The following is a 26,056-nucleotide window of genomic DNA, read 5'->3' on the forward strand; positions in this document are numbered from 1 at the left end:
CGGGAGTAGGAGGAGCTGGATGTTCGGGAACGCCGACGACGCCAAGAAGTTCATCGCCGACAACGACGTGAAGTTCGTCGACGTCAGGTTCTGCGACCTGCCGGGTGTGATGCAGCACTTCACCATCCCGGCGAACGTCTTCGACCCGGACGAGGAGCTGGCCTTCGACGGCTCGTCCATCCGCGGCTTCCAGGCCATTCACGAGTCGGACATGGCGCTGCGCGCGGACCTGTCGACGGCGCGGATCGACCCCTTCCGCCGCGACAAGACGCTGAACATCAACTTCTTCATCCACGACCCGATCACGGGCGAGCAGTACAGCCGTGACCCGCGCAACGTCGCCAAGAAGGCGGAGGCGTACCTCGCCTCCACCGGTTTCGCGGACACCGCCTACTTCGGTCCCGAGGCCGAGTTCTACGTCTTCGACAGCGTCCGCTTCCAGACGTCGGCGAACGAGAGCTTCTACCACATCGACTCCGAGGCGGGCGCCTGGAACACCGGTGCGGTGGAGAACAACCGCGGCTACAAGGTCCGCTACAAGGGCGGTTACTTCCCCACTCCCCCGGTCGACCACTTCGCCGACCTGCGTGCCGAGATCTCCCTGGAGCTGGACAAGAACGGCCTCCAGGTCGAGCGCCAGCACCACGAGGTCGGCACCGCCGGCCAGGCGGAGATCAACTACAAGTTCAACACCCTCCTCGCCGCCGCCGACGACCTGATGCTCTTCAAGTACGTCGTGAAGAACGTCGCCTGGAAGAACGGCAAGACCGCGACCTTCATGCCGAAGCCGATCTTCGGCGACAACGGCTCGGGCATGCACGTCCACCAGTCGCTGTGGCAGAACGGCATCCCGCTCTTCTACGACGAGCAGGGCTACGCGGGCCTGTCCGACATGGCGCGCTACTACATCGGCGGCATCCTCAAGCACGCCCCGTCGCTGCTGGCCTTCACCAACCCGACGGTGAACTCCTACCACCGCCTGGTGCCGGGCTTCGAGGCGCCGGTCAACATGGTGTACTCGCAGCGCAACCGCTCCGCCGCGATGCGCATCCCGATCACGGGCTCCAACCCGAAGGCCAAGCGCGTCGAGTTCCGCGCCCCGGACCCGTCGTCCAACCCGTACCTCGCGTTCGCGGCCCTGCTGATGGCCGGTCTGGACGGCGTGAAGAACAAGATCGAGCCGCCGGAGCCGATCGACAAGGACCTCTACGAGCTGGCTCCCGAGGAGCACGCCAACGTCCAGCAGGTGCCGACCTCGCTCCCAGCCGTCCTGGACGCCCTGGAGGCCGACCACGAGTACCTTCTCGCCGGCGGTGTCTTCACCCCCGACCTGATCGAGACGTGGATCGACTACAAGCGCACGCAGGAGATCGCCCCGATCCAGCTCCGCCCGCACCCGCACGAGTTCGAGCTGTACTTCGACCTCTAGGCCGCAGCCGCGTGACACAAGGGCCGCCCTCCCCCGCCGGGGAGGGCGGCCCTTCGCCGTCTGCCGGGCTTCGGGATCAGCTCAGCCCGTCGCGGATCAGGTCGCGGACCAGTCGGCACGTCGTGTTGGACGGCGGGTGGATGCCCACCCGGGCGGCCGTGGTGCGGATCTTGCGGTTGGTGGCCTTCTCCGGGACGTAGACGCCCGTGTCCATCAGGACTATCGCCAGCCGCATGGCCTTCAGGCGGCGGTTGTGGGAGATGTACCACTCGCGCGGCAGGCCGGCCGGGAGCGGCTTCTTCCGCAGGGGCTTGGGAGGGGTGGACTTCGGCTTGCGGGGGCGGGTGTCGGTCAGCAGTGCGGCAGCGGTCACGGGCATCCTCCTGAGGCGTTCACGGACCCTCTCGGACGCTTCCCATTTTACTGGGCACCACTGACAATCGGCCCTGGCCAGAGGGGGTTCGCGGCCACGGGGCGGGTGGGGTCGGGGGTAGCTTTGGGGCATGGAGATCTGGATCAATCCCGCGTGTTCCAAGTGCCGGTCGGCGGTGCGGCTGCTGGACGAGGGAGGGGCGGAGTACACCGTGCGGCGCTACCTCGACGACGTGCCGCGGGAGGGGGAGATCAGGGAGGTGCTGGAGCGGCTGGGCCTTGAGCCGTGGGACATCACCCGCACCCAGGAGGCCGAGGCCAAGGAGCTCGGGCTGAAGGACTGGCCGAGGGACGCGGACGCGCGGGAGCGCTGGGTCGCGGCGCTCGCCGCGCATCCGAAGCTCATCCAGCGGCCGATCATCACGGCGGACGACGGCACGGCCGTGGTGGGGCGGACGGAGGAAGCGGTACGGGACGCGCTCGGGCGGCGGGGGTAGGGCCCGCCGGCTCAGGAGGCGGCGGAGAGGGCCGCCTCGGCCCGGGCCAGGATCTCGGTGACGCGCTGGCCGAAGCGGGCGTCGCAGGGGTGCGGGGCGCCGGTGCGGACGGCCTCCAGGAGGGCGTCCGTGGCGGCGCCGAAGGAGTCGGTCGCCGGGCCCCACTCGGCGGGCAGCTCGTGGACGCCGTCCGTGCCGCGCAGCTCGATGGAGACGCCCGCGGCCTCCTGCGGGGCGCTCAGGCTCAGCGTGGTGACGCTGGAGGCGCCCGAGGCGTGGCGCAGGGTGAGGTGGACGGTGTCGCCGGGGCCCGCGGCGGCCGTGAGGTGCGTGACGTCGCCGAGCGTCGGCAGCAGCACGGACAGGGCGTGCGGGCCCACGTCCCACAGGGCGCCCTTCTCGCCGCGCCAGGGGGAGGCGGCGTACGGGCTGTCCGAGTCCGGCGAGAAGAGCGCGCCGAGCCAGTGCGCGCGGGCGGTGAACCAGCCGCCGGCGGCGGCCTGTTCGGCGATCCAGGGGGCGACGCCGGCGGCGAAGCGCAGGGTGAAGAAGACGACGGACGCCACGCCTGCGGCCTCCGCCGCGTCGGCGACCTCGCGGGCGCCCCCGGGGGTGGTGGCGACCGGCTTGTCCAGCAGCAGGTGGCAGCCCGCCTGCGCGGCGCGGACGGCCAGGGGCGCCTGGACGTCCGGCGGCAGGGCGACGGCGACCGCGTCGCAGGCCGCGAAGAGGGCGTCGGGGTCCGCGTACGCGGTGGTGGCATGGGTACGGGCCAGGGCCTCGGCCGCTTCGGGGCGACGGCCCCAGACGCCCTGGAGGCGGACGCCGGGGTGGGCGGCGAGAGCGGGGGCATGGGTACGGGCGGCCCAGGGACCGGTACCGAGGAGGCCGATGCGGAGGGGGGCGGGTGTCGTCATGGGGTCCAGTCTGCACGGGGCGGTGCTGCGTCAGGGGCGCGGGGAACTGCGCGACCAGCCACGACGCATCCGCACGGAACCGTGCACCTGGCCGCGCGGCGAGCGCTTTAGGGAAAGGGGCGGGTCCGGGGCCTCTCCTGCGTTCGCAGGACGGGGCTGACGCGTCCGGCACGGGGGCTGGGCTCCCGGCCCTGGCGGAGGAGGTGGCCCGGCGCAGGCGCTCACGCAGGGGGCGGCACCCGGGCGGGCCGGGAGCGAGAGGGGCCGCCCCCTTGCCCGCCCTCCCCCAAGCTCTCGGCTTCGCTCGAGCAGGGGGTACCCCCCTCGCCCCCTCGGGGCGGCCCCGTCGCCCAAGGGGACGGGGGCGCAGGGCGGCTGCGAAAGCCCAAGGGGGCTGGGGTGGCAGAGCGACTGCGGAGCCCAAGGGGACGGGGCGGAAGGGGGGGCTGCGACGCCCAAGGAAGCAGAGGCGGAGGCGGCGAGAGGCTGCGACGTCCAAGGGGTTGGGGAGGTAACACGGGGTTCACGTGGGGGCAACGGGTGGGAAATGGCGGGTTGACAGGCTGCCGACCATCACCGCAGCCGCCGCGGGCCGAGCGCCGCCGCACCGGTGGCCCGCCCCGCAGCCGCGCAGCAGCAGAACCCGCAAAGGATGGCGTCCGTGACGTTCAAGGCCGAGTACATCTGGATCGACGGCGCCGAGCCGACCGCCAAGCTCCGTTCGAAGACGAAGATCCTGGCCGACGGGGCGGCCCTGCCGCTCTGGGGCTTCGACGGGTCGAGCACGAACCAGGCCCAGGGCCACGCCTCGGACCTCGTCCTGAGCCCGGTGTTCTCCTGCCCGGACCCCCTCCGCGGCGGCGACGACATCCTCGTCCTGTGCGAGGTGCTGAACATCGACATGACGCCGCACCCCTCCAACACACGGGCCGAACTGCGCCCGCAGGCCGAGCGGTTCGACGCCCAGGAGCCGATCTTCGGCATCGAGCAGGAGTACACCTTCTTCGAGGGCGAGCGCCCCCTCGGCTTCCCGGCGGGCGGCTTCCCGGCCGCGCAGGGCGGTTACTACTGCGGGGTCGGCGCCGACGAGATCTTCGGGCGCGAGATCGTGGAGAAGCACCTCGACCACTGCCTGGCGGCCGGCCTCGGGATCTCGGGGATCAACGCCGAGGTCATGCCGGGCCAGTGGGAGTTCCAGGTGGGCCCGCTGTCCCCGCTGGAGGTCTCCGACCAGTTGTGGATCGCCCGCTGGCTGCTCTACCGCACCGCCGAGGACTTCGGCGTCTCCGCCACCCTGGACCCCAAGCCCGTCAAGGGCGACTGGAACGGCGCGGGCGCGCACACCAACTTCTCCACCCGGGCCATGCGCGAGGGCTACGACGCCATCGTCACGGCGTGCGAGTCGCTGGGCGAGGGCTCGAAGCCGATGGACCACGTCAAGAACTACGGCGCGGGGATCGACGACCGGCTGACCGGGCTCCACGAGACCGCGCCGTGGAACGAGTACAGCTACGGGGTCTCCGACCGCGGCGCGTCCGTGCGCATCCCCTGGCAGGTCGCGCAGGAGAAGAAGGGGTACATCGAGGACCGGCGGCCGAATGCCAACGTCGACCCGTACGTGGTCACCCGCCTGATCGTCGAGACCTGCTGCACCGCCCTGGAGAAGGCCGGCCAGGTCTGAGCACGTTCCCCGCGCCAGGGGGGCTCCTCCCCCTGGCGCGCACATGCTTCAATAGGCGCATGACCGGCTTCCAGAACTCCACCGCCCCGGGTCGCTCCGACCTGGAGCCGTTCTGGCCTTCCCGGCAGCACCACGACTTCGACCGGGTCTGTTGTCGCGCGACGAACGCGCGGCCCCTCTAACGCCGTCACGCACCGGGCGACCGGTCCCGTACGGCCTTCGGCCCGCGCGCACATCTTGAGGTGAACCCCATGCCGCCGCGCGGCTCTCCGCGGCGGTCTCCTCCGCGCGAAAGAGCTGACCCGCCATGGCGAACTCCCGTACCACCGGCACCCGTACGTACTCCGCCTCCTCCGCGATGACCGCGAACCTCGTCCAGCGGCGCGGCGTCCACGAACCGCTGCGCCCCCCGGCCCACCGGCTGCGGGCCGTGGACCGCGACGAGGTGGCGCAGGCGCCGGCCGCCGCCCCGGTCCGCCCGGCCTACGACGTCGCCGACTACCTGCCGCCGGGGGCCACCTGGCTGCCCGCGCCCCAGCACACCCTGCCCGCGCTGCCGGGCCGTCCGCCGATGGTGGGCTACCTGGTCCTCGTACCGGCCGACCAGGGACACGTACCGCAGCAGGCGCAGCCCATGCTGGTGCAGGAGCCGGCCGGGCCCGAGCCCGTGCGGGACGTGCGGGACGGGGCCGTGCGGATCGACGGGTCCCGGCGGATCGTCGAGGTCGAGGGGCGGGCGCTGGACCTGACGTATCTGGAGTTCGAGCTGCTCGCGCACCTGGTGGCGCACCCGCACCGGGTGCACACGCGCGACCAGCTGGTGACCACGGTGTGGGGGTACGGTCACGTCGGCGACGGCCGCACCGTGGACGTGCACATCGCCCGGCTGCGCCGCAAGCTGGGCGCGGAGCACCGCCGGAGCATCCAGACGGTGCGCAGGGTGGGCTACAAGTACGCCCCGTAGGAGCCCGCCGGGGTGGTGCTGGGTACACCCCCTTTCCGGGTGCGGGGCCCGGTGACGCCGTCCCTCCGCACCGGCGAGACTGGGGGTGCACTCGGCACACGGGATGCCGGCGGAGAGGGACAGACCACCATGAATGCCATCAAGATACGTGCGTCGGTACGCGCGTCCGCGCTCGCGGGGGTCCGCGGGCTCGGCCTGTCGGTCTCCGCGGTCGTCGTGTCGTGCGTGCTGTTCAGCCTGACGCTGATCTCCCTGGTGCTCATGGTGATCGGGGTCGGGCTGTTCACCACCCCGCCGGTCCTGGCGGCGACCCGCCGGTGGGCCGACCGGCGGCGGGCCCTGGCGGGCGCGTGGGCGGACGTGCCGATCCCGGTGCCCTACCGGCCGCTGCCCGCCGACCGGCGGCCCGGGATCACCGGGCAGGTGGAGCTGGTCGCGCACCTGCTGAAGGACCCGGCGACCTGGCGGGACCTCCAGTGGCTGTTCCTCGACATGACCGTCGGCCTGATGACCGCGTTGCTGCCCGCGCTGCTGCTCTTCTATCCGCTCGAAGCGGTCGCGTACGCGTGCGGGCTGTGGCGGGTCTTCGAGAACGACCCGAACTGGTACGCCTTCATCCGGGTCGACAGCCAGGAGACGGGACTGCTCACCCTCCCGGTGGGCGCGGTGTTCCTCCTGCTCGGGCTCCGCTGGAACCCGGCGATCCTGCGCTCCCACTTCCGGTTCTGCCAGGTCCTCCTCGCGCCGACCAAGCAGGCCGCGCTCGCCCGGCGGGTGGAGACGCTGACCGAGAGCCGGCACGACGCGCTGGACACCTCGGCGGCCGAACTGCGCCGCATCGAGCGGGACCTGCACGACGGCGCGCAGGCCCGGCTGGTGGCGATGGGCATGAACCTGGGCACCATCGAGGCGCTGGTGGAGAAGGACCCCGCGCAGGCGAAGAAGCTGCTCGCGGCGGCCCGCGCCTCGTCCGCCGAGGCGCTGACCGAGCTGCGCGACCTGGTCCGGGGAATCCACCCGCCGGTGCTGGCCGAGCGCGGCCTCGGCGACGCGGTGCGGGCGCTCGCGCTGCGGCTGCCCGTCGAGACCGAGGTCGAGGTGGACCTGCCCGGGCGGGCGGACGCACCGGTCGAGTCGGCGGCGTACTTCGCCATCAGCGAGGTCCTCACCAACGCGGTCAAGCACTCCGGGGCGGACCGCCTCTGGATCGACCTGCACGGAACGGACGGCATGCTGCGCGCGTCGGTCACCGACAACGGGCGGGGCGGGGCCCGGATCGGGGCGGGGTCGGGGCTGAGCGGAGTCGAACGCCGACTCGGTACATTCGACGGTGTTCTGGCCGTCAGCAGCCCCGCGGGCGGTCCCACCATGGTGACCATGGAGATTCCTTGCGCAACCTTCGTGTCCTGCTAGCCGAAGACCTCTTCCTGCTCCGCGACGGCCTGGTCAGGATGCTCGAAGCGTTCGACTTCGAGGTCCTGGCCGCCGTCGAGACGGGCCCCGAACTGACCCGCGCCTTCGCGGAACTGCAGCCGGACGTCGCCGTCGTCGACGTCCGGCTGCCGCCGTCCCACACCGACGAGGGCCTCCAGTGCGCGCTGGCGGCGCGACGGGCGAGACCCGGACTGCCCGTGCTGGTCCTGTCGCAGCACGTCGAGCAGTTGTACGCGCGCGAGCTGCTCGCGGACGGCGACGGCGGCATCGGCTACCTGCTGAAGGACCGGGTCTTCGACGCGGAGCAGTTCGTCGACGCGGTACGACGGGTGGCGGACGGCGGCACGGCGATGGACCCCCAGGTCATCCAGCAGTTGCTGTCGCGGCGGGCGCAGGACCGGCCGATGGCCCAGCTCACCCCCCGGGAGAAGGAGGTCATGGAGCTGATGGCGCAGGGCAGGTCGAACGCGGCGATCGCGGCGCAGCTCTTCGTGACGGAGCGCGCGGTGGCCAAGCACACGTCGAACATCTTCGGGAAGCTGGACCTCACGGTGTCGGACGACGACAACCGGCGGGTGCTGGCGGTGCTGGCCTACCTGGACCGCTGACGCACCCGGCGGCACCCGGGGCCCGCGCCGGGCGCGGCGCATGGACACGACGCCGACGGGACACATGCTTAACCTGTCAGCGGGTGGCCGGATGCGAGCGGGCGAGGGAGATTGCCGACGTGGGTGAGCGGAGGACGTGGAGATCGCGGGGTGCCGCGGCGGCCGGAGGCGTGGCGCTGATGACGCTGGTCGGCGCGTGCGGCGGACCGGTCGCCTCCGCGCCCCGGCTGGACGCCGGGCCCTCCCCCGTGCCGCGGAAGTCGGCCGCCGTCATCGACTACCCGCCGTTCATCGGCGTCCTGGTGGACGGCGACGACCACTGGTGCACGGCCAGCGTGGTGGACAGCCCCCGGGGCAACATCGTGGCCACCGCCGCGCACTGCGTGTACGAGGCGGACAGCTCGGAGCCGCGCACGATCTCCTTCGCCCCCGGGTTCGCGGGCCAGGGCGTCGGCAAGCAGCCGTACGGCGCCTGGAAGGTGCGTTCCGTGCAGGTGGACGACCGCTGGCAGGAGCAGGAGGACGATCCGTACGACTTCGCGTTCCTGGCCCTGGAGCCGGACGCGCAGGGGCGCAACGTGCAGGACGTCGTGGGCGCCGCCGGGCTCGACTGGGAGTCGGGACCCGACCGGCAGGTGACCGTGGTCGGCTACCCGGAGCCCGACCACAACCCCGACAACCACCCCGTCACCTGCACCACCGACAGCAGGGCCGACAAGGACCTGCCCGGCATGGTGCGCATGGAGTGCGCGGGGTTCTGGAACGGCACCAGCGGCAGCCCCTGGCTGACCGACTACCGGGGCCCGGACCGCCCCGGCAGACTGATCGGCGTGCTGAGCGGCGGCGACACCGACGCGGAGTCGACGGCCGCGCTCTTCGGGTCCCCGGCGCGGGCTCTTTACCAGCGGGCGCTCAAGGCCTGAGGGCATTTCGCCGTATTCGGCGGCAACTTCGGGGACGCGGCCGAAATGCGCGGGGCGTGCGGGAAAGGATTGAACACGTCGTTCCCCGCATCCGTACGGGACTTCGCCCGGCAGTGGCAGAGCGCGAAGATCGCATATTCCCCGAAGGAATCCCATGGGCAAGACAGCACGCCGCAACGAGACCGCACGCCTGGACAAGACCGCACATTCGAAAAAGCACAAACGTTCCCCTTTGGTGAAACGGACGATCGCGGCGAGCGCCGCGCTCGTCCTGGGCGGGGGCGGCCTGATCGCCCTGAACGTGAGCGCTTCCGCCTCGGAGGACCGGGCCGCCCCGCCGCCCGCCGGCGCGCGCACGGGGACGATCAACTGCCCGGACGTGTCGCACGCGCTGCCCGGGATTCCCCGGGAGGCGCGGCAGGAGGTCGACCGGGAGCTGGCCGCCATGGACAGCCGCCTCACGGAGGCCTACGGCGCGTTCGCGGACGCGGGGAGCGCCGCCGGCCAGGACGCGGTGCTGGGCCCGTTGCGGGAACAGCGGGCGGCGTCGCTGGCCCGGATCGGGGACGCGGTGGAGCGCCGGCCGGGGGTGGAGCGGCCGCCGGGGCTGGAGCGGCTGGCGGAGTGCACGACGCAGGAGACGGCGGGCTCCGGTCCGCCCGGGTCCGCGGGGAGCACACCGCAGGACGGCGCCCGGCAGGGGAACGGGCCCGAGCGCTCCGACTTCGTCGACATCCGTTCCGTGCGCCCCGGCGCCCCGCAGGCCCGCCCCCGGCCCGGCGCGTCCAGGGGCGCCTTCAGCACCTTCTGCGGACGCAACGAGAACGGGAAGTTCAATCCCGACAATGTCATCGTCGCGCCGGGTGTGCGCAATGGCGCCCACCACATGCACGATTACGTCGGAAACCAGGCGACGGACGCTTTCGCGAGTGACGGCGTTCTCGCGTCGGGCCGGACGACCTGCCGCAATCCCGGTGACCGCTCGACGTACTACTGGCCCGTTCTGCGTCTCCAGAACGGAAAGGCCGAGGACGACGCGGCGGCGGACGGCGGCGGAAAGGACCAGAACACCGGGGAGATCCAGACGCCGCGCCAGGTCACCCTCGAATTCGCCGGGAATCCGACGGGGAAGGTGACGGCGATGCCGCGGTTCCTGCGGATCATCACGGGGGACGCGAAGGCGTTCACCAACGGCACGGCGAACGCCAACGCGTCGTGGAGCTGCACCGGCTTCGAGGACCGGCAACTGAAGGACAAGTACCCCCTCTGCCCGCGCGGCAGCCGGGTCGTGCGGACCTTCCGCTTCCAGAGCTGCTGGGACGGGCGCAACACGGACAGCGCCAACCACCGCGCCCATGTCGCCTTCACCCGCCCCGACGGGTCGTGCGAGCCGGGCTTCCGGCCGATTCCGCAGTTGGTGCAGCGGGTGGTGTACGCGGTGCCGCGGGGGCCGGGGTTCGCGGTGGACTCCTTCCCCGAGCAGTTGCACAAGCCGGTGACGGACCACGGGGACTTCATCAACGTCTTCGACGAGAGGGTCATGCGGCGGATGGTGAGCTGCATCAACGAGGGCCGCCGCTGCCGCTGACCCGGCCCCTTGCGCGGGGGAACCACGGGCTACCGCTGCCGCTGACCCGGTCTCCGCACCAGGGACCACGGGCCGACGCCGGTCACGGTCCGTGGCCCCCGTGCGGGCCCGCCGGGGCGTGCGAGGAGCCGGTCAGGAGGACTCCGCCGAGCCGCGTGCGCAGCAGGGCCAGGGTGGGCCCGTCGGCCACCACGACCCACCGCCGGCCGACCAGGTAGCTGCCGCCGTAGTCGGTGGCCTGGTCGAGCCATTCCGCGCGCCCACGGTCGCTGGCGAAGGCCGCGAGGACGTAACGGGAGTTCCCGGCCCGGCAGTCGGCCTGCCGGATCTGCGCCGCGTCCGTGCCGATCCGCGGCTCGCACCCGGCCAGGGCGGCCAGCTCCTCCAGGGTCCCGGTGGCCTCGGCGGGCCCGGCCGGCTCCCCGCAGCCGGTCGGCCCGAGACCGAGCAGGAGTCCGCATACCACGGCAGCCGTTCGTTCGCGCATCGGCCCATGGTGGCCCGCCCGGCGTGATCGGCGAGGGCGAACGGCCGCTTCTGACACGTCCGTTAACCGAGGTGCGCGATCATGCCCCCATGCACCTCTCGGACCTCCCCGTCCTCGCCCCCGCGTATGTGGGCGGCGTCCAGCTCGGCGCGCACGCCGCGCGGCGGCACCTGCCGGAGCCCGGCCACCGCCACGACTTCCTGCGCGCCTGCTCCACCAACGTCGACCAGCTCGAAGCGGGCCACTGGGAGACCCTCCTGACCAGCGCGCTCGTCGTCGAGGAGCCGATGCCGCTGCCGTACGCGCTGCTGCTGCTCGCGGTCCTCGGATACGCCGAGTACGCGTACGGCGCCTGGTGGGCGGCCGGGGTCTTCCTGCTCGGCCACACCGCCGCCACGCTGATCGTGTACGGAGGGCTGCGGGCGACCGGCGCGGACGCGGCGACCCGCTCGGCGGTGGACGTGGGCGCCAGCTACGGCTTCAACGCGGTGCTGGGCGCGCTGACGGCCGCGGTGCCGCGCGGTCCGCTCCGGCTGGCGGCGCGGGCGACGCTGCTGGCCCTGGGCGCGCGCCCGCTCCTCAACAAGGACCGGCCCACCTTCACCGACGTCGGGCACTTCGCGGCGCTCGCCCTGGGCGTCGGGCTGGGATCGGCGCTGGTCGGGGGCCGTCGGGCCGTCTGAGCGGGGGCCGCGTACGGTGGCGGAAAGCGCCCGTCAGCCCCGTTCACGCCCAGGAGTTCCCACCCCCATGACCGCACTCGCGTCGACCACCGTCGCCAACCTCCGCGACCTCGGCGGCCTCCCCCTCGCCGACGGCCGCACCGTCCGCCCCGGCCTGCTGCTGCGGGCGGGGCAGCTCGACCGGATGGACCCGCGGACGGACCCCGTGGTGGCGGCGCTGGGCATCGCGACGATCGTGGACTTCCGCAGCACGGCCGAGCGGACGGACCACCCGGACCGGGTGCCGGCCGGGGCGCGGCTGGTGGTGGCGGACGCGCTGGCGGACACCATCGCGGCGGCGGTGGCGCGCGGGGGCGCGGACGACAAGCCGGCGGCGGCGCAGTTGAAGCACGTCCTCTCCGACCCGGCGCTGGCCGAGGAGCACCTCGGCGGCGGCCGCGCCCAGACCCTCTTCGCGGAGACCTACCGCGCCCTGGTCTCCTCCGGCTCCGCGTGGGCCGCCTACCGGGCCTTCCTGCTGGAGCTGACGGCGCCGGACGCGGGCCCGCTCCTCTTCCACTGCACGGCGGGCAAGGACCGCACGGGGTGGGCGGCGACGATCGTGCTGACCCTGCTGGGGGCGTCGCCGCAGACGGTGGAGGCGGAGTACCTGGCGGTGAACCCGGCGGTGCGGGCCGCCTTCGAGCCGCTGATCGCGGGGTTCGTGGCGAAGGGCGGCGACCCGGAGATCGCGCAGGCGGTCATCGGGGTCGTCCCGGAGTACCTGGCGACGGCGCTGGCGGAGGTCGACGCGGCGTACGGCTCGATGGAGACCTACGTACGGGACGGCCTGGGCATCCCGGACGCCGCGGTGGCCCGCCTCCGCACCCGCCTCACCCAGGAGGCGTGACCGGCACGCGCCCGGGACGGCCGCCCGCAGGGCACGCCGTCAGGAGCGCGGGGAACTGCGCGAGCGACCGCCCGCGAAGCCGCGCGTCCCCGCACCCGGGGCCGCGCCCGACAGGGCCCCCGGGGCACCCGGGACGGCCCCGCCCCGCCCCGGCCCCGCCGCCCCGCGAGGTCCCCGCGTAAAGCCGCCCCCCACCGGGCATCCGCCCCCTATGGACCGCACCGAAGCGCCTCCGGGGCCCGGGGACACCGAGAGTCCCCGCACTCCACCCCCCGCCCCCGTCCACCCCCGCCGCATCCCCCTGTGGATCAAGATCCCCGGCGTCCTGCTGGCCCTGGTCGCCGCCCTCCTGCTGGGCACCCGCCTCTTCCTGATCCCCGGCCTCGGCGGCCTCTTCGGCACCGAGACCAAGGACCGCACCGGCCCCGCCGTCCTCAAGTCCCTCCAGGACATGAGCGATTACGAGGCGGCCGCGGGCAACTTCCAGGTGGTCGTCGACCTGGAGAAGGACGCCAAGTTCCTCCCCGACGCCCTGCGCGGCACCCGCACGCTCTACGTCGGCGCGGGCACCGTCGGCGCGAGCGTGGCCCTGGGCAGGCTCGGCAAGGGCGACGTGACCGTCAACGAGGACCGCACCGCCGCCGTCATCCGGCTCCCGCACGCCACCCTCGGCAAGCCCGCCCTGGACCCGGACCGCTCGTACGCCGTCTCCAAGCAGCGCGGTCTGCTGGACCGGCTCGGCGACTTCTTCTCCGACAACCCGAACGACGAGCGGGCCGTCAACCAGCTCGCCGCCCAGCGCATCGGCGAGGCCGCCAAGGAGAGCGAACTGCTCGCCCGCGCCGAGAAGAACACCACGAGCATGCTCCAGGGCCTGCTGCGCTCCCTGGGCTTCAAGGACATCACGGTCACCTACAGGTGACCGCTACGTCGCCGTCCCCCGCGGCCCCGGCACCGCCGGCAGTGCCGACGCCATCCCCACCAGCCGTCCCACCAGCTCCCCGAAGGGCCCGTCCGGCGGCTCGTCGGCCAGTATCCGCAGGACGATCCGCTCCGTCGCGGGATCGTACGCCGCGCCGACCGCCATCAGCGCGGCGAAGTCGTGGACGAGCTGCAACTCCAGCTCGGCGCGCGGGATCTCCCGCCCGTCGAGCCACAGGAGCGCCGTGGACTCGGCGAGCGAGACCCACGACCGCACGACCAGCGCGAGCCGGGCGGGCGGGTTCCCCACCCCCAGGTGGTCGAGGATCTGCTCGTACGCGGCCTGCCGCACCTCGTCGATCATCGCGTTCGTGGTCGAGGACCCGACCGCGGGCCCGCCGCGCATCAGCGCCGAGAAGCCGGGGCCGTGCTCGTCCACGAACCCGAAGAAGCGCTCCATGACCCGCAGCAGCCGCGCGCCCAGGGGCCCTTCGCGCGGCTCGTCGAAGCGGGCGGCGAGCTCGTCCGCGGCGCGCCGCAGGGCGGCTTCGTACAGGCTCTGCTTGCCGGGGAAGTAGTGGTAGACGAGTGGCCGGGAGATTCCCGCGGCAGCCGCGATCTCGTCGATGGAGACCTCGTCGGGCGAGCGATGGCTGAACAACTCCAGCGCCACGCCGATCAGTTGCTGCCTGCGCTCTTCGACGCCCATCCTGCGGCGCACCCCGGTCGTCATCCTCCCAGCCTAACCGCCGTCCTCCGCACGGCGGCACCCCAGGGGCCGGTGCGGATCGCGCCCCGGCCCCTCCCCGGCTCCCCCTACAGATCCAGCACCAGCCGCTCCCCCGCCGCCCGCGAGACACAGATCAGCAGCGAGTCGTCCCGCTCGGAGTCCGTCAGCAACTCGTCGCGGTGGTCGATCCCGCCCGCGATCACCCGCTGCTGGCAGGTCCCGCAAAAGCCCTGCTCACAGGAGTACGAGAGGTTCGGCACGACCGGTTTGAGCGCCGCCAGCACCGACTGCCCGGCGGCCACCGGCACCACCGTGCCGCTCCTGCGCAGCTCCACCTCGAACGCGCCGGAGCCCGGAGCGCTCGCGCCCGGCGCGAAGCGTTCGACGTGCAACGAGCAGTGCTCCGGCAGTGATCCCTCCACCGCCCCCAGCAGCCCCTCGGGGCCGCACGCGTACACGGCCGTCCCCTGCGGCACACCGGCCCAGAGCTCCGCGAGATCGGGCAGCCCGTCCTCGTCCTCGGCGACGATCCGCACCCGCCGCCCGGAGCCGTCCAGCTCCTCGACCTCCGCCAGGAACGGCATGGTGGCCCGGCTCCGCCCGCCGTACAGCAGCCGCCAGTCCGCGCCCGCGGCCCGCGCCGCCCGCAGCATGGGCAGCAGCGGGGTGATCCCGATGCCGCCCGCCACGAAGACGTACGAGGCGGAGCCGACGAGCGGGAAGCGGTTGCGGGGCCCGCGCACCCGCAGCTCGGAGCCCTCGTGGACCCGCTCGTGCACCTCCCGCGAGCCGCCCCGGCCGCCCGCCTCCTCGGGAAGCACGCGCGTGGCGACGGTGTACGAGGCGCGGTCGGCGGGGTCGCCGCACAGCGAGTACTGCCGTACGAGACCCGACGGCAGCACCAGGTCCAGGTGCGCCCCGGGCTCCCAGCGCGGCAGGTCCCCGGCGTCCAGGGCCTCCAGGTGGAGCTGTACGACGCCCTCGGCGGGCTCCGACCGGCCGCTCACCAGGACCCGGAGGCCGGCGGACGGCTGCCGCTGCCCCGACAGGGGCTCCTCCAGCGCGGGCAGGGGCCACAGCGGCGACTGCCGGACGCGGCCGCGCAGCGCCCGCCGGGCGGCGACGGCGAGCGACGCGGCACCGGCCGCGATCAGATACGTACGGGCACGGGGCATGGGTCAGGAACCTCCACGGGTGCGGGCCTCGGCGGCGCGTGCGGCGGGGGACGAGGCGAGGTAGGCGACGGCCTGGGCGGTGCTGCCCTCCTGGGAGGGGTGGTAGCCGCGGCTCAGGTAGCGGGGGACGGACTTGGCCATCGCGCCGGCCGACGGCAGCAGGCCGCGGCGGCCGTCCCGCACGAAGTCGGCGAGGCGGGCCCGGCCCGTGCCGCCCAGCGTCGGGTCGTTCGCCATGAAGAAGCGGGCGCCGCGCTGCCACAGGAAGACCAGCGCGGTGAACGCCACGGCCCAGGTGCGCACCCGGCGGGCGTAGCCGCCGTCGACGTGCTGGAACAACTCGAAGGCCACCGAGCGGTGTTCGACCTCCTCGGCGCCGTGCCAGCGCAGCAGGTCGAGCATGGTGGGGTCGGCGCCGCGGCGGTCGAGCTCGTCGGCGTTCAGCACCCAGTCGCCGAGGAAGGCGGTGTAGTGCTCGATGGCCGCGATGACCGCGATGCGCTCGATCAGCCACCACCTGCGCGGCCTGCCGGGCGGCAGCGTGCGGTCGCCGAGCAGCTTCTCGAAGAGCCAGTCGACCTGTGCGGTGTACGGCGTGGGGTCGAGTCCCTGCGCCTTGAGGTGCGGCAGGACCGCGTCGTGGGCCTGGGAGTGCATGGCCTCCTGGCCGATGAACCCGATGACGTCCCGGCGCAGCCGCTCGTCGGTGATCAGCGGCAGCGCCTGCCGGTAGACGTGCACGAACCAGCGCTCCCCCGCCGGGAGCAGCAGGTGCAGGACGTTGATGGTGTGGGTGGCGAACGGCCGGCCGGGGAGCCAGTGGAGCGGGGTGTCCGCCCAGTCGAAGGACACGTTGCGGGCCTTCAGCGGCGTCCGCTCCGACGCCACCGGGGCCGGCCCCTGCTGCGTATTAGACATGGCGTCAATGTACTGACGAGTACGACCTTGGCAACAGGTCTGTGCGGCCAGAACTTCGACGCCGTGCGGTCAACGCCCCCTGCGCACTCCGCCCCTACGCGGTCAACGCCCCACGCGCACTCCGGCGCCACCCGGCCGTCACCTCAGCGAGTCCGCCTCCGTGCCGTCCGCGAGCCTGCCGCTGAGGTGGGCCTGCGCCCCCTGCCGGGCGGGCACGGCCAGCACGTTGCCGTCCGCCGAGCCCTTGATGCCGCCGCTCGCGGTCACCGAGGCGAAGTCCTCGTTCCCGGCGGCCAGCAGGTACCACTTGTCGCTCTTGGACTTCCACAGCGCCCCGGCGAGCACCTTCGGGTCCTTGGCCCCGCACGCGGCGGAGTCCTCGGCCTTCGCCACGGTCGCCCCCGGCGTCGCGCGCCCGGCGGCCGGCGGCAGGAACTGGGCGAGGACCCGGCTGCCGCTCCCCCGCCAGGTCTCCGCCCTGACGCACGTCCACTGCGCGGTGCCGCCGCCCTCGGGCAGGCTCTGGGAGGCGTACGACCACACGTGGACGCCGCGTACGCCGTGCGAGCGCAGGGTGGGCAACTGGCAGGCGGTGCGGGCCCAGCCCGCCCGGTCCGCGGGCGACTTCAGGTCCCCGGCGGCCGCCGGAGCTCCGGCGGTCAGCCGGGCCGGGAGCAGTTCGCCGAGGTCGGTGAGGGTGCGCGTCCCGGTGGTGTCGCGGATCTCCACGGCGTCCCAGGACGTGCAGTCCCGGGCCATCGAGGAGGCCGCGACCGGCTCGGTGACGCCGTCGGGTCCGCGCTTGAGGGGCCGGGGGGCGGCGGCCGCGTCGAGCAGGTCCCGCACCGAGGCGCGGTCGGCCCAGGGGGCGGTCAGGTAGCGCACCGCGGTGGCGGTCCTGGAGACGACCACGGCGTTCGCGGTGGCCTCCCGCGCGCCGTCCGCGCGGGCGAAGTCGAGGGCGGTCCGCCCGGCGCCGTCCAGGGGTTCGGCGTACCGCACGAGCCGCAGCCCGTCGTACAGGACGACGACGCGCGCCCCGTCGACCTCGCCCGCGTACAGGAGCTGGGGCGCGCCCGCGGCGGGCCCGGTGGCGGTCTCCGGGGTGGCGGAGATGTGCACGGCGTCGCCCGGCGCGGCCCAGACGGCCAGGGCGCGGCGCAGCAGCTCGCTGTCGTCGGCGAGGGAGCCGCGGACGGGCCAGGCGGAGAAGTCGGTGCGGTCGGAGGTCTTCCACGCCCCGGCCGCCGCGACCGTCAGCAGCCCCGGGTCCAGGGCCTCTTCGGCCGCGAGGTTGCGTACGGACGCGTCGCGCTCCCCCGGTCCGCCCAGCACCACCGCGCCCACGACCAGCGCGGCGAGGGCGGCGCCGCCGACGCGGGTGAGCCGGCGGCGGCGCATGAGGTCGGTGGGGCGGGCCTGGAGCGAGCAGGGGTCGAACTCGGCGGACGCCAGGAGCGGGGACGGCTCGACCGTGCCGGCCTCCGCGAGGGCGGCGTCCGGGTCGGCGGCCCCGGCGGCGGCGAGCACACCGCGCACCTCCGCCGCGTCCAGTCCCTCCAGGCCGCGCAGCACGTACGCGGCGCGGCCCGCGCCGGACAGGGCGGCGAGCCTTTGGTCCAGGGCGAGTTCGTCGGCGCCGCCCGAGGCGGGGAACAGCCGCATCCCCCACACCTGCGGCAGCACGGGCGGCAGTTGGGCCCGCTTGGGCCAGGCCCCGCGCAGCAGCGGCGGCTGGGCGTCCAGGGCCTGGCGCAGCACCTGCTGGCGTACGAACGCGTGCCCGCCCCGGGTGCGTTCGCCCTCGGGGCCGCGGGGGCCGGGGACCGCGGCGACGGCCTGCGGGGTGCGGCCGGTGCGGCCGCGCGGGAGGGCGCGCTGGACGAGGGAGTGGGCGGTCAGGACCCGCCGGTTGCGCCCGAGGTGCGGCGGGAGCACCAGGTAGGCGAGCCGGACGAGGCCGGGGTAGTGCTCGACGAGCGCGGCCTCGGCCTGCTCGACGCCGACGGCGACGGTGGCGTCGGCCGGGGGCGCGGCGGCGGGGTCGTCGGTGGGCTTGCTGGGGCGGCTGAGGACATCCTGGGGGCGGCGCACATTACGCAGAACGAACCATTCGTGGGATGGTCACCCACGACTTCGCGCCGGGGCGTCCCGGACGGTTCCGCGGGGGGCCGCGGCGGATCGCGCCGGTCAGGGCAGCGGCCCCAGGAGGGCGAGCGCGAGGGCGGTGTCCTGGTGGGCCGCCGCCCCCTCCCGGTAGGCGCGTTCGTACGCGGCGTCGCCGATCAGCGCCCGGGCCCGCCGCTCGCACTCCTCGCGCACGGGGCCCAGCTCGGGGGTGCCGCGCTGGGGGTGGCCGACCTGGCTCCAGTAGGTGTGCCCGGTCCCGTAGACGCGGGCGGCCTGTTCGCCGTCGCCCCGGGCGGCGAGGGCGGCGGCCAGCGTGTCGAGGCCGAGGGCGATGCCGAAGCTGTCGCCGATGCGGTACTTGGCGTCGACCATGGCACGCGCGTGCGCGGCCGCGTCGTCGGGCCGCTCCTGGAGCAGGGCGACGAGGGCCAGTTGGTAGTCGGCGTAGGAGCGCGTCCAGCACTCGCCCCGCTCGGCGCAGATCCGGCGGAGTTCCTCGGCGGCGGTCCTGGCGTCGTCCAGCTCGCCCATGCCGGTGAGGGCGAAGACGCGCACCAGGCGGCAGCGCAGTTGGGCGGCGGAGTCGAAGGGGGCGCCCGGCCGGGCGGTGAGGCAGCGGTCGGCGACGGTGTGCGCGGCCCGCGGTCTGCCCATCAGCAGATACGTGATGCCCAGCAGGTAGGCCGCGCTGAGCATGTCCTCGGGGTTCCGGTCCTGCCAGGCGGCGACGGCGCACTGCTCGCCGAGCCGGCGGGCGCCCTCGTGGTCGCCCTGGAGGCTGCCGGCGACGCCGAGCGCCCACAGGGCGCGCGAGCGGTGCGGGCCGGGGGCGGCGTGGGCCCGCAGGGCGCGGGTGAGGTAGGCGCGGGCCTCGTGGAGGTGGCCGCAGCACCCCCAGTAGAAGCCGATCCTCCCGGCCATGGCGAGCGCCCGCTCGGGGGCGGTCTCCAGCAGGTGGTCCAGGGCGGCGCACAGGTCGGCGTGCGCGCCGCCGATCCGCCGGTACCAGTGGGCCTGCTCCGCCCCGATCCAGCCCTCGTCGGCGCGGCGGGCGAGCTCGGCGTGGTGGGTGGCGTGCCGTTCGGCGACGCGGGCGCTCTCGCCGAGTTCGCGCAGCCACATCGCCCCGTACTCGCGCAGGGTGTCGAGCATGCGGAAGGTTCCCTCGGCCCGCTCCCGCACGACGGACTTGCGGACCAGCCCGCGCAGGGCCCGCCCGACGGCGCCGGCGTCCAGCGGGCCGCCCGCGCAGACCTCGGCGGCCCGCTCCTCGTCGAAGTCCCCCCGGAACACCGAGAGCCGGGCCCAGAGCAGCCGCTCCAGCGGGGTGCACAGCTCGTGGCTCCACCCGATGGCGGTCCGCAGGGCACGGTGCCGCTCGGGCCACACCCCGTCCTGGGTGAGGACGTCGAGCCGGGCGCCGGCCCGCGCGGTGAGCCGCTGGGCGAGGTCGTGCACGGTGCGGCCCTCGGTGAGCTGGGCGCAGGCGAGTTCGAGGGCGAGGGGGATGCCTTCGAGGTGGGCGCAGACGGCGTCCACGTCGGTGGCGTCCGGGACCGCGCCGGGGGCGGCGCGGCGGGCCCGCTCGCGGAAGAGGTCGGCGGCGCCGTCGGGGCCGGCCAGCGGCAGCGGCGGTACGTCGAGGACGTGCTCGCCGCGGCTGCCGAGGGCCTGCCGGCTCGTGGCGAGGACGGTCAGCCGGGGGGCGGCGGTGAGGAGTTCGGCGACGAGGTGGGCGACGGGGGCGGCGAGCCGTTCGCAGCAGTCGACGACGAGGAGGAGCTGTTTGTGCTGGAGCCAGGCGCAGAGGGCTTCGGCGGGCATCCGCAGGGTGTGGTCGGCGAAGTCGACGGCGTCGCTGACGGTGGCGACGAGGAGGGCGTCGTCGCGGAGCGGGGAGAGATCGGCCCACCAGACGCCGTCGGGGTGGGCGGCCGGGGTGTCCTGGGCCTGCTGGGCGGCGCGGAGCGCGAGGCGGGTCTTGCCGATGCCGGCGGGGCCGGTGAGGGTGACGAGGCGGGACGTGCGGAGGGCGCGGGCGACGCGGGCCAGGTCGGCGCGGCGGCCCACGAAGGTCGTGGCGTCCTCGGGGAGGTTTCCCAACACGGGGTCATTCTTGCCCACTTGGGCGCCGTGCGGGGCGGGTGGGCGGTGGCTGCCCTGCCGGGGGATCCGCCGCCGGACCCCCGTTCCGCGCCCCTGCCCCGCCCCTTTCCCCGAAGCACTCGCCGCGCGGCCGGGCGGTGGGGTGCCCGTGCGGTTCCCCGCGCCCCTTTCAGGGGCGCGGGGACCGCGTTCAGCCCGCCCGGAAGACCGCCACCGTGCGGGGCGGGACCGTGAAGGTGCCCGAGGACGCCTCGTAGGAGGACCGCTTGACGACCGGGTCGGAGCCGCGTGCCTGCACCGGGTGCAGTGCGTGGGGGCGGCCCGAGAGGGCCGGCACCGTCTGCCGCACGGCGTCCGGCGTCGCGTTGAACACGACCACCAGGTCGCCGAGCCGCATCGTGACGGCCCCCGGCGTCTCGTCCTCGCCCGAGAGGGGGAAGGAGAGCCGGGACTGGACCGCACCGGCCGTCGCCAGCCCGAAGCCCGGTTCCGTCGTACGGATCTTCAGCAGGTCCCGGTAGGCGGCCGACGCCCCGTCGATCTCCGGGCAGCCGACCGAGACGGACGTCAGCAGTGGCTTGCCGAACGGCCACTTGGGGCGGTTGTCCGCCGCCGGCGGCAGGCCCCGGCCGAAGCCGTTGCCGTCCCGGCAGTCCCAGTGGGCCGCGTTGAACCAGTCCCCGCTGTCGTAGGAGTTGCGGTCCAGCGACTTGGACCGCAGGAGGTCGGTCCCCGCCTGGGAGAGCGCCGGGCCCTGCGACAGGGCCGCCGTCGCCATGCCCAGCACCTGCATCCGCGCCCGGTCCGACGCCGTGGTCCTCACCGGCAGCTTGAAGGCCAGCGCGTCGAAGAGGGTCTCGTTGTCGTGCGCGTCCGCGTAGGCGAGGGCGTCGCCGGGGGCGGCCGCGTATCCCGCCGGGGAGCCGTTGTAGTCGACCTGCGACCCCTTGACCGTACGGCCGCCGCTGTCCACGAAGGAGTAGTCCGCGAGGTTTCCGCTCAGGCCGACCTTCAGCAGGTCCTGGTAGTGCAGCAGCCGGGCCCTCTGCTCGGCCGGACTGCCGTTGGCGGGAGAGGAGTTGGGGTCGGTGAAGAGGCCCGAGGCGAAGCCCTGCACGCCCGGGTCCTCGTCGAAGGGGCCGCCGCCGCGCACCGCGTCCCGCGCCCGGTCGGAGAAGGTCGCGATGCCGGTGCCCGCCATGTTCTTCTGGGTGGCCTGCACGAAGCGCGCGTCGTCGGCGATCTCGCCGAAGTTCCAGCCCTCGCCGTACAGGACGACCGCCTTGCCGTCGACCCCGTCCTCGGCGACGGTCAGCGCGTCGAGCGCCTTGCGGACGGCCAGGATGTTGGCCTTCGGGTGGTGTCCCATGAGGTCGAAGCGGAAGCCGTCGACCTTGTACTCGCGCGCCCAGGTGACCACGGAGTCCACGACCAGCTTGCCCATCATGGCGTTCTCGGGCGCGGTGTTGGCGCAGCACGTGGAGGTCGCGACGGAGCCGTCCGGCAGCAGCCGCTGGTAGTAGCCCGGCACGATCCGGTCCAGTACGGACTTCTCCGACTGTCCGGCGGCGACGGTGTGGTTGTAGACCACGTCCATCACGGTCCGCAGCCCGCTGCCGTTGAGCGCCTGCACCATCTGCCGGAACTCGACCGTGCGCCGCGTCCCCTCCGGGTCACTGGCGTACGAGCCCTCCGGCACGGTGTAGTGCAGCGGGTCGTAGCCCCAGTTGTAGGCGTCCTTCGCCGCGGCCTTCCCGACGCAGTCCTGCTGCGCCTCGGAGTCCTTCGGGTAGGAGCCCAGGTCGCAGGCGGGAGACGCCTGTCCGGACTTCTTCTCCGGTACGGTCCCGATGTCGAAGACGGGGAGCAGGTGGACGTACGAGGTCCCGGCGGCCGCCAGCTTCCGCAGGTGCTGCGAGCCCTTCGAGGCGCGGTCCGTGAAGGCCAGGTACTGGCCCGGGTGCTCAGCCGTCCGGTCCCCGACGGAGAAGTCCCGTACGTGCAGCTCCTGGATCTGCGCGTTCCGCAGGGGCACGGGGGCGGGTTTCCTCAGCCCCTGCCATCCCTTCGGCGCGAGCCCGGGGTCGCGCAGGTCGACCACCAGGCTGCGCGCCGAGTCCGTCGTCAGCGCGGTGGAGTACGGGTCGGTGACCCGGTTGGTGACGACCTTCCGGACGCTGGGCGCCCACACGGTCACCTCGTACAGGTACGGCTTCCCGGCCCACCCCGGCTCGCCCCGGACGGACCACACGCCGCTGCGCGCGTCCCGGCGCATGGGGACCTTGCGCCCGGCCAGGTCGAGCACGACCCGCTGCGCGGTCGGCGCCCACACGGACAGCGTCGGGCGGCCGTCGCGGAAGACGGGCCCGAGCGCGGCCTGCTGGGCGCTCGCCGCGTAGGTGGCGTCGAGGACACCGGGGAGCTGCACGCCGGTGGCCGCCAGCAGGGCGCCGTTGGCGGCCCGCTGGGTGGCGATCACCTGGCCGCGCAGGGCGTCCTCCACGCGGTCGCGGTCACGGGCGTCGACCACGAAGGCCGGATGGTCCTTGAGGTGCGGGAACTTCGCCTTCTGCGCCTCGCTCAGCGCGATCGGGTTCAGCCGCAGCCAGCGGCCCTCGTCGCTCAGCGCGCCGTCGACGACCTCGATGCCGCCGTCCTTCGCGTACACGAGCTGCTGGCTGGTCGCCTCGGTGGCCTTGACCTTCCAGACCACGGTGTCCCGGTCGAGCCACTGCGCCTCGGCCCTGCCCAGGTCGAGCGAGCCCGCGCCGGCGGTCTGCGGCAGGACGTACGCCGGCTGTCCGGCGAGCGCCCACACCTCGTGCCCGTGGGTGGCGAGGTCGAGGGACTGGTCGGTCGGGAGGTCCTTCTCGTCGCCCTTGTGCAGGATGTAGGAGAGGGAGGCGGCCCCGGCGGCGAGCGGCACCTCGTACGTCACTCCGTACGCGTCCTCGCGCACCGGCGGCAGCGGCTTCGCCCAGTCGGTCGGGTCCTTGGCCCCGGTCCAGACGTGCAGGCCCCAGCCGTCGTAGTTCCCGTCGGCCCGCTGGTAGTGCAGCACCGCCTTGCCCTTGTCCTGCGGCGGGTACGTGCCCTGGGGGGCCTTCGTCGCCTGCCCGTCCCCGCCCTGCTCGATCCACACCTCGCCGGTGGCCGCGAGGTCGACGGTCCGCGCGGGCCCGTCGGCGGCGCCGTCCTTCTCGACGGTGTAGGGGAAGGCGGCCGCCCCTTCGGGGAGCTTCACCCAGGCGAAGGCGCCGTAGGCGTCGCGGCCGGTGAACGCGCCGGTCCCGAGCGGGGACTTGAGCGTCCAGCCGGTGTAGTCGCCGTCCGTCCGCCGGTAGTGCACGACGGCGTACGTCCGGTCCCCGGCGCGCGGCTTCTCGGGCGGGGGCGTCCGCCCCGCCGTCGTCGCGGCGAGGGCACTGGCCGTGCGTCCGGCGCTGTCCACCACGACCGCCTTGTACCGCAGGGCGGTTCCGGCACGCGTGGCCGCGTCGACGTGGTGGGTGACCTTGTACGGGGCGTGATCGGCGGAGCCGAGGACGCGCCAGGGGCCGTTGCCCGCCTGGGCGGCGAAGACGACCCGGTTGAGCTGCCCGCCGGCGGGGGCGGCCTCGATCTCGACGGTGCCGGTGGCGCCGGGTGCGGGGGCCTTCAGGGTGAGGGAGGGCTTGGCAGCCGGTGTGCCGAGCGGCTTCTCGGCCCGGAGGACGACGCTGGAGAGGGCGGGGACCGTGACCTTCACCGTGCCGCCGGTGGCCGTCACGGGGGCGGCGCCGCCGTAGAGCGTGCGGAAGCCGGTGCTCGCGACCGGGATCTCGACGGTCTTCGCCCCGGTGGCGCTGTTCGTGGCGACGACGTACTCGACCTTGCGCCTGCTGTCCGTACGGGAGAAGGCGTACACGGAGTCCCGCGCGTACCGCTCCTCCTGGACGCCGTCGCGCAGGGCGGGGTGCGCCCGGGTCAGCTTCGACAGTTCGGCGATCGAGCGGTAGAGGGGGTGGGCGGTGTCGTAGGCGTCGCTCGCGTGGGTGCGGTCGGTGCCGAGCTGGTCGTCGTCGAGGTAGTCGGGGGTCCGGGAGGCGAAGAGGGTCTGGCGGGAGTCCTTGTCGCCGCCCGCGCCGGTGAAGCCCTGCTCGTCGCCGTAGTAGACGACGGGGTTGCCGCGCCCGAAGAACATCAACTCGTTGGCCAGACGCGCCCGCTGGAGCAGTTCGGCGTCGCTCGCCTTCGGGTTGTCCTGCTTGAGGAAGGCGCCGATGCGGCCCATGTCATGGTTGCCGGTGAAGGTCACCTGCTCGTACGCGTTGGCCTTGTCGGTGGTGTAGCGGTAGTCGGCCCCGTAGACCTTGGCGAGCCGGGCGGCGCCGCCGCTCCGGGAGGCGTAGCCGCGCAGGGCGTCCTGGAGGGGGAAGTCGAGGGTGGCGTCGAGGCGGCCCCGGGTGACGTAGGGGGCGGTGGCGGCCGGGTCGGAGTCGTAGACCTCGCCGAACAGGAAGAAGTCCGCGCGCCCCCGCTTCTTGGCGTAGGCGTCGAGGGCGGTGGCCCACTGGGTCCAGAAGCCGAGGTCGACGTGTTTGACGGTGTCGATGCGGAAGCCGTCGATGTCGAAGTCGCGGACCCACTTCTCGTAGATCCTCGCCATGCCGTCGACGACCTCGGGCCGCTCGGTCCACAGGTCGTCGAGGCCGGAGAAGTCGCCGTACTCGGCGCTCTCGCCCGCGAAGGTGGAGTCGCCCCGGTTGTGGTACATCGTCGGGTCGTTGAGCCAGGCCGGGGTCTTGCGCTCGCCCGTGCGCGGGACGGGCGTGTACGGGAACGCGTCCCGGTCGACCTCGGGCGTCCGCACGCGGTCGTCGAACGGGCGGCCCTCCTTGTCGAGGTAGGGGTGGGAGCCCTTCGGCCGGTAGCCGTACTTCTTCTCGGCGTGGTCGACGGTGTCGGCGGTGTGGTTGGTGATGACGTCGAAGAAGACCTTCATGCCCTTGGCGTGGGCCTTGTCGATGAGCCGCTCCAGGTCGGCGTTGGTCCCGAAGTGGGGGTCGACCTGGGTGAAGTCGGTGATCCAGTAGCCGTGGTATCCGGCGGAGGCGTCCTTCCCCGTGCCCTGCACGGGCTTGTTCTTGAAGATCGGGGCCAGCCAGAGGGCGGTGGTGCCGAGCCCCTTGATGTAGTCGAGCCTCTCGGTCAGGCCCTTGAGGTCGCCGCCCTGGTAGAAGCCCTTGTCGGCGGGGTCGAAGCCGTGGTCGGGACGGGTTCCGGCGAGGCCGCCGCGGTCGTTGGCCGGGTCGCCGTTCGCGAACCGGTCCGGGAGGACGAAGTAGAACTGGTCGCGGGTCAGGTCGTGGCGGGCGGGCTGCGCGGCCAGCCGGGCGTCGGAGGGCGGGGCCGGCGCGTTCGGGGCCGCCGGGGCCTTCGGGGCCGCGAGAGCGGGGACGGCGGGGGCGAGGGCGGCGCACAGGGCCGCGCTCACGACGCCGACGACGGCTCTTCGCAGGGGTGTGGGTATCACGGGCGGGTTCTCCTCGTACGGGTCGACCGGAGGGGGTGGTGACGCGGAGCGGCGGTGGCGCGGGGTCGGCGGTGCGGGCGGGGGCGGTG

The 26,056-nt window shown here is 73.9% G+C and carries 21 protein-coding genes; 12 read left to right on the forward strand and 9 right to left on the reverse strand.

Going from position 1 to position 26,056, the window contains the following annotated elements; translation table 11 throughout:
* Nucleotides 1-19: 19 nt before the first annotated feature.
* Nucleotides 20-1,429, forward strand: coding sequence for a type I glutamate--ammonia ligase (gene glnA / locus ACZ56L_RS18790; protein WP_471065069.1), 1,410 nt, complete (start codon nt 20-22; stop codon nt 1,427-1,429).
* Between the two features lie 76 nt (nt 1,430-1,505).
* Here the strand turns inward: glnA and ACZ56L_RS18795 are convergent, their stop codons facing one another.
* Nucleotides 1,506-1,808, reverse strand: coding sequence for a hypothetical protein (locus ACZ56L_RS18795; protein ID WP_345223553.1), 303 nt, complete (start codon nt 1,806-1,808; stop codon nt 1,506-1,508).
* Nucleotides 1,809-1,932: 124 nt separating this feature from the next.
* On the opposite strand from ACZ56L_RS18795, the gene ACZ56L_RS18800 reads away from it, so the two are divergent.
* Nucleotides 1,933-2,298: an arsenate reductase family protein gene (locus tag ACZ56L_RS18800; RefSeq protein WP_345223552.1), complete on the forward strand. Its 366-nt coding sequence runs from the start codon at nt 1,933-1,935 to the stop codon at nt 2,296-2,298.
* Between the two features lie 11 nt (nt 2,299-2,309).
* On the opposite strand, the gene ACZ56L_RS18805 is transcribed toward ACZ56L_RS18800, so the two are convergent.
* Nucleotides 2,310-3,215 (reverse strand): Gfo/Idh/MocA family protein, encoded by a 906-nt coding sequence (locus tag ACZ56L_RS18805; protein WP_471065072.1) that lies wholly within the window; start codon nt 3,213-3,215, stop codon nt 2,310-2,312.
* A 661-nt stretch (nt 3,216-3,876) separates the two neighbouring features.
* Between ACZ56L_RS18805 and glnII the strand changes: the two genes are divergently transcribed.
* The 7 genes from glnII to ACZ56L_RS18840 all read left to right on the forward strand — a co-directional run bounded on the left by glnII (nt 3,877) and on the right by ACZ56L_RS18840 (nt 10,413).
* Entirely contained in the window at nt 3,877-4,896 is a 1,020-nt protein-coding gene (gene glnII, locus ACZ56L_RS18810) for a glutamine synthetase (protein ID WP_468692708.1), read from the forward strand.
* A 59-nt stretch (nt 4,897-4,955) separates the two neighbouring features.
* Entirely contained in the window at nt 4,956-5,078 is a 123-nt protein-coding gene (locus tag ACZ56L_RS18815) for a hypothetical protein (RefSeq protein WP_345223545.1), read from the forward strand.
* A gap of 125 nt (nt 5,079-5,203) precedes the next feature.
* Entirely contained in the window at nt 5,204-5,860 is a 657-nt protein-coding gene (locus tag ACZ56L_RS18820; protein ID WP_471065074.1) for a winged helix-turn-helix domain-containing protein, read from the forward strand.
* Nucleotides 5,861-5,989: 129 nt separating this feature from the next.
* A complete protein-coding gene (locus tag ACZ56L_RS18825) occupies nt 5,990-7,273 on the forward strand; it encodes a sensor histidine kinase (protein ID WP_401757432.1) in 1,284 nt (427 codons plus the stop codon).
* Nucleotides 7,274-7,311: 38 nt separating this feature from the next.
* A complete protein-coding gene (locus tag ACZ56L_RS18830) occupies nt 7,312-7,902 on the forward strand; it encodes a response regulator transcription factor (protein ID WP_345226525.1) in 591 nt (196 codons plus the stop codon).
* Nucleotides 7,903-8,081: 179 nt separating this feature from the next.
* The gene (locus ACZ56L_RS18835) at nt 8,082-8,825 is read left to right on the forward strand and encodes a trypsin-like serine peptidase (protein WP_345226522.1); all 744 of its coding nucleotides are present in this window, start codon (nt 8,082-8,084) and stop codon (nt 8,823-8,825) included.
* Between the two features lie 154 nt (nt 8,826-8,979).
* The gene (locus ACZ56L_RS18840; protein ID WP_471065076.1) at nt 8,980-10,413 is read left to right on the forward strand and encodes a DUF1996 domain-containing protein; all 1,434 of its coding nucleotides are present in this window, start codon (nt 8,980-8,982) and stop codon (nt 10,411-10,413) included.
* A gap of 82 nt (nt 10,414-10,495) precedes the next feature.
* Here ACZ56L_RS18840 and ACZ56L_RS18845 read toward each other — a convergent pair whose 3' ends face one another.
* Nucleotides 10,496-10,900, reverse strand: coding sequence for a hypothetical protein (locus ACZ56L_RS18845; RefSeq protein ID WP_468692702.1), 405 nt, complete (start codon nt 10,898-10,900; stop codon nt 10,496-10,498).
* Between the two features lie 89 nt (nt 10,901-10,989).
* Here ACZ56L_RS18845 and ACZ56L_RS18850 point away from each other — a divergent pair, with 89 nt between their 5' ends.
* The 3 genes from ACZ56L_RS18850 to ACZ56L_RS18860 all read left to right on the forward strand — a co-directional run bounded on the left by ACZ56L_RS18850 (nt 10,990) and on the right by ACZ56L_RS18860 (nt 13,394).
* Nucleotides 10,990-11,583, forward strand: a complete 594-nt coding sequence (locus tag ACZ56L_RS18850; protein ID WP_380836979.1) for a rhomboid-like protein — start codon at nt 10,990-10,992, stop codon at nt 11,581-11,583.
* A gap of 67 nt (nt 11,584-11,650) precedes the next feature.
* Nucleotides 11,651-12,472 (forward strand): tyrosine-protein phosphatase, encoded by an 822-nt coding sequence (locus ACZ56L_RS18855; RefSeq protein WP_471065079.1) that lies wholly within the window; start codon nt 11,651-11,653, stop codon nt 12,470-12,472.
* Between the two features lie 211 nt (nt 12,473-12,683).
* Nucleotides 12,684-13,394, forward strand: coding sequence for a DUF4230 domain-containing protein (locus ACZ56L_RS18860; protein WP_345223527.1), 711 nt, complete (start codon nt 12,684-12,686; stop codon nt 13,392-13,394).
* Between the two features lie 3 nt (nt 13,395-13,397).
* Here the strand turns inward: ACZ56L_RS18860 and ACZ56L_RS18865 are convergent, their stop codons facing one another.
* The 6 genes from ACZ56L_RS18865 to pulA form a co-directional block, all read right to left on the reverse strand.
* Nucleotides 13,398-14,126 carry a TetR/AcrR family transcriptional regulator gene (locus tag ACZ56L_RS18865; RefSeq protein WP_345223525.1) on the reverse strand — a complete coding sequence of 243 codons (729 nt, stop codon included), beginning with the start codon at nt 14,124-14,126 and terminating at the stop codon, nt 13,398-13,400.
* Nucleotides 14,127-14,209: 83 nt separating this feature from the next.
* Nucleotides 14,210-15,298: a PDR/VanB family oxidoreductase gene (locus tag ACZ56L_RS18870; protein ID WP_468692695.1), complete on the reverse strand. Its 1,089-nt coding sequence runs from the start codon at nt 15,296-15,298 to the stop codon at nt 14,210-14,212.
* Nucleotides 15,299-15,301: 3 nt separating this feature from the next.
* Nucleotides 15,302-16,216 carry a metal-dependent hydrolase gene (locus tag ACZ56L_RS18875; RefSeq protein WP_345223521.1) on the reverse strand — a complete coding sequence of 305 codons (915 nt, stop codon included), beginning with the start codon at nt 16,214-16,216 and terminating at the stop codon, nt 15,302-15,304.
* Nucleotides 16,217-16,354: 138 nt separating this feature from the next.
* On the reverse strand, nt 16,355-18,310 hold the full coding sequence (locus tag ACZ56L_RS18880) for a hypothetical protein (protein WP_471065082.1): 1,956 nt from the start codon (nt 18,308-18,310) through the stop codon (nt 16,355-16,357).
* 96 nt (nt 18,311-18,406) lie between these two features.
* Nucleotides 18,407-20,452 carry an ATP-binding protein gene (locus tag ACZ56L_RS18885; protein ID WP_471065084.1) on the reverse strand — a complete coding sequence of 682 codons (2,046 nt, stop codon included), beginning with the start codon at nt 20,450-20,452 and terminating at the stop codon, nt 18,407-18,409.
* A 190-nt stretch (nt 20,453-20,642) separates the two neighbouring features.
* Nucleotides 20,643-25,967, reverse strand: coding sequence for a pullulanase-type alpha-1,6-glucosidase (gene pulA / locus ACZ56L_RS18890; protein ID WP_471065086.1), 5,325 nt, complete (start codon nt 25,965-25,967; stop codon nt 20,643-20,645).
* Nucleotides 25,968-26,056 lie beyond the last annotated feature (89 nt).

The sequence above is a fragment of the Streptomyces sp. NPDC039736 genome (assembly GCF_055596485.1).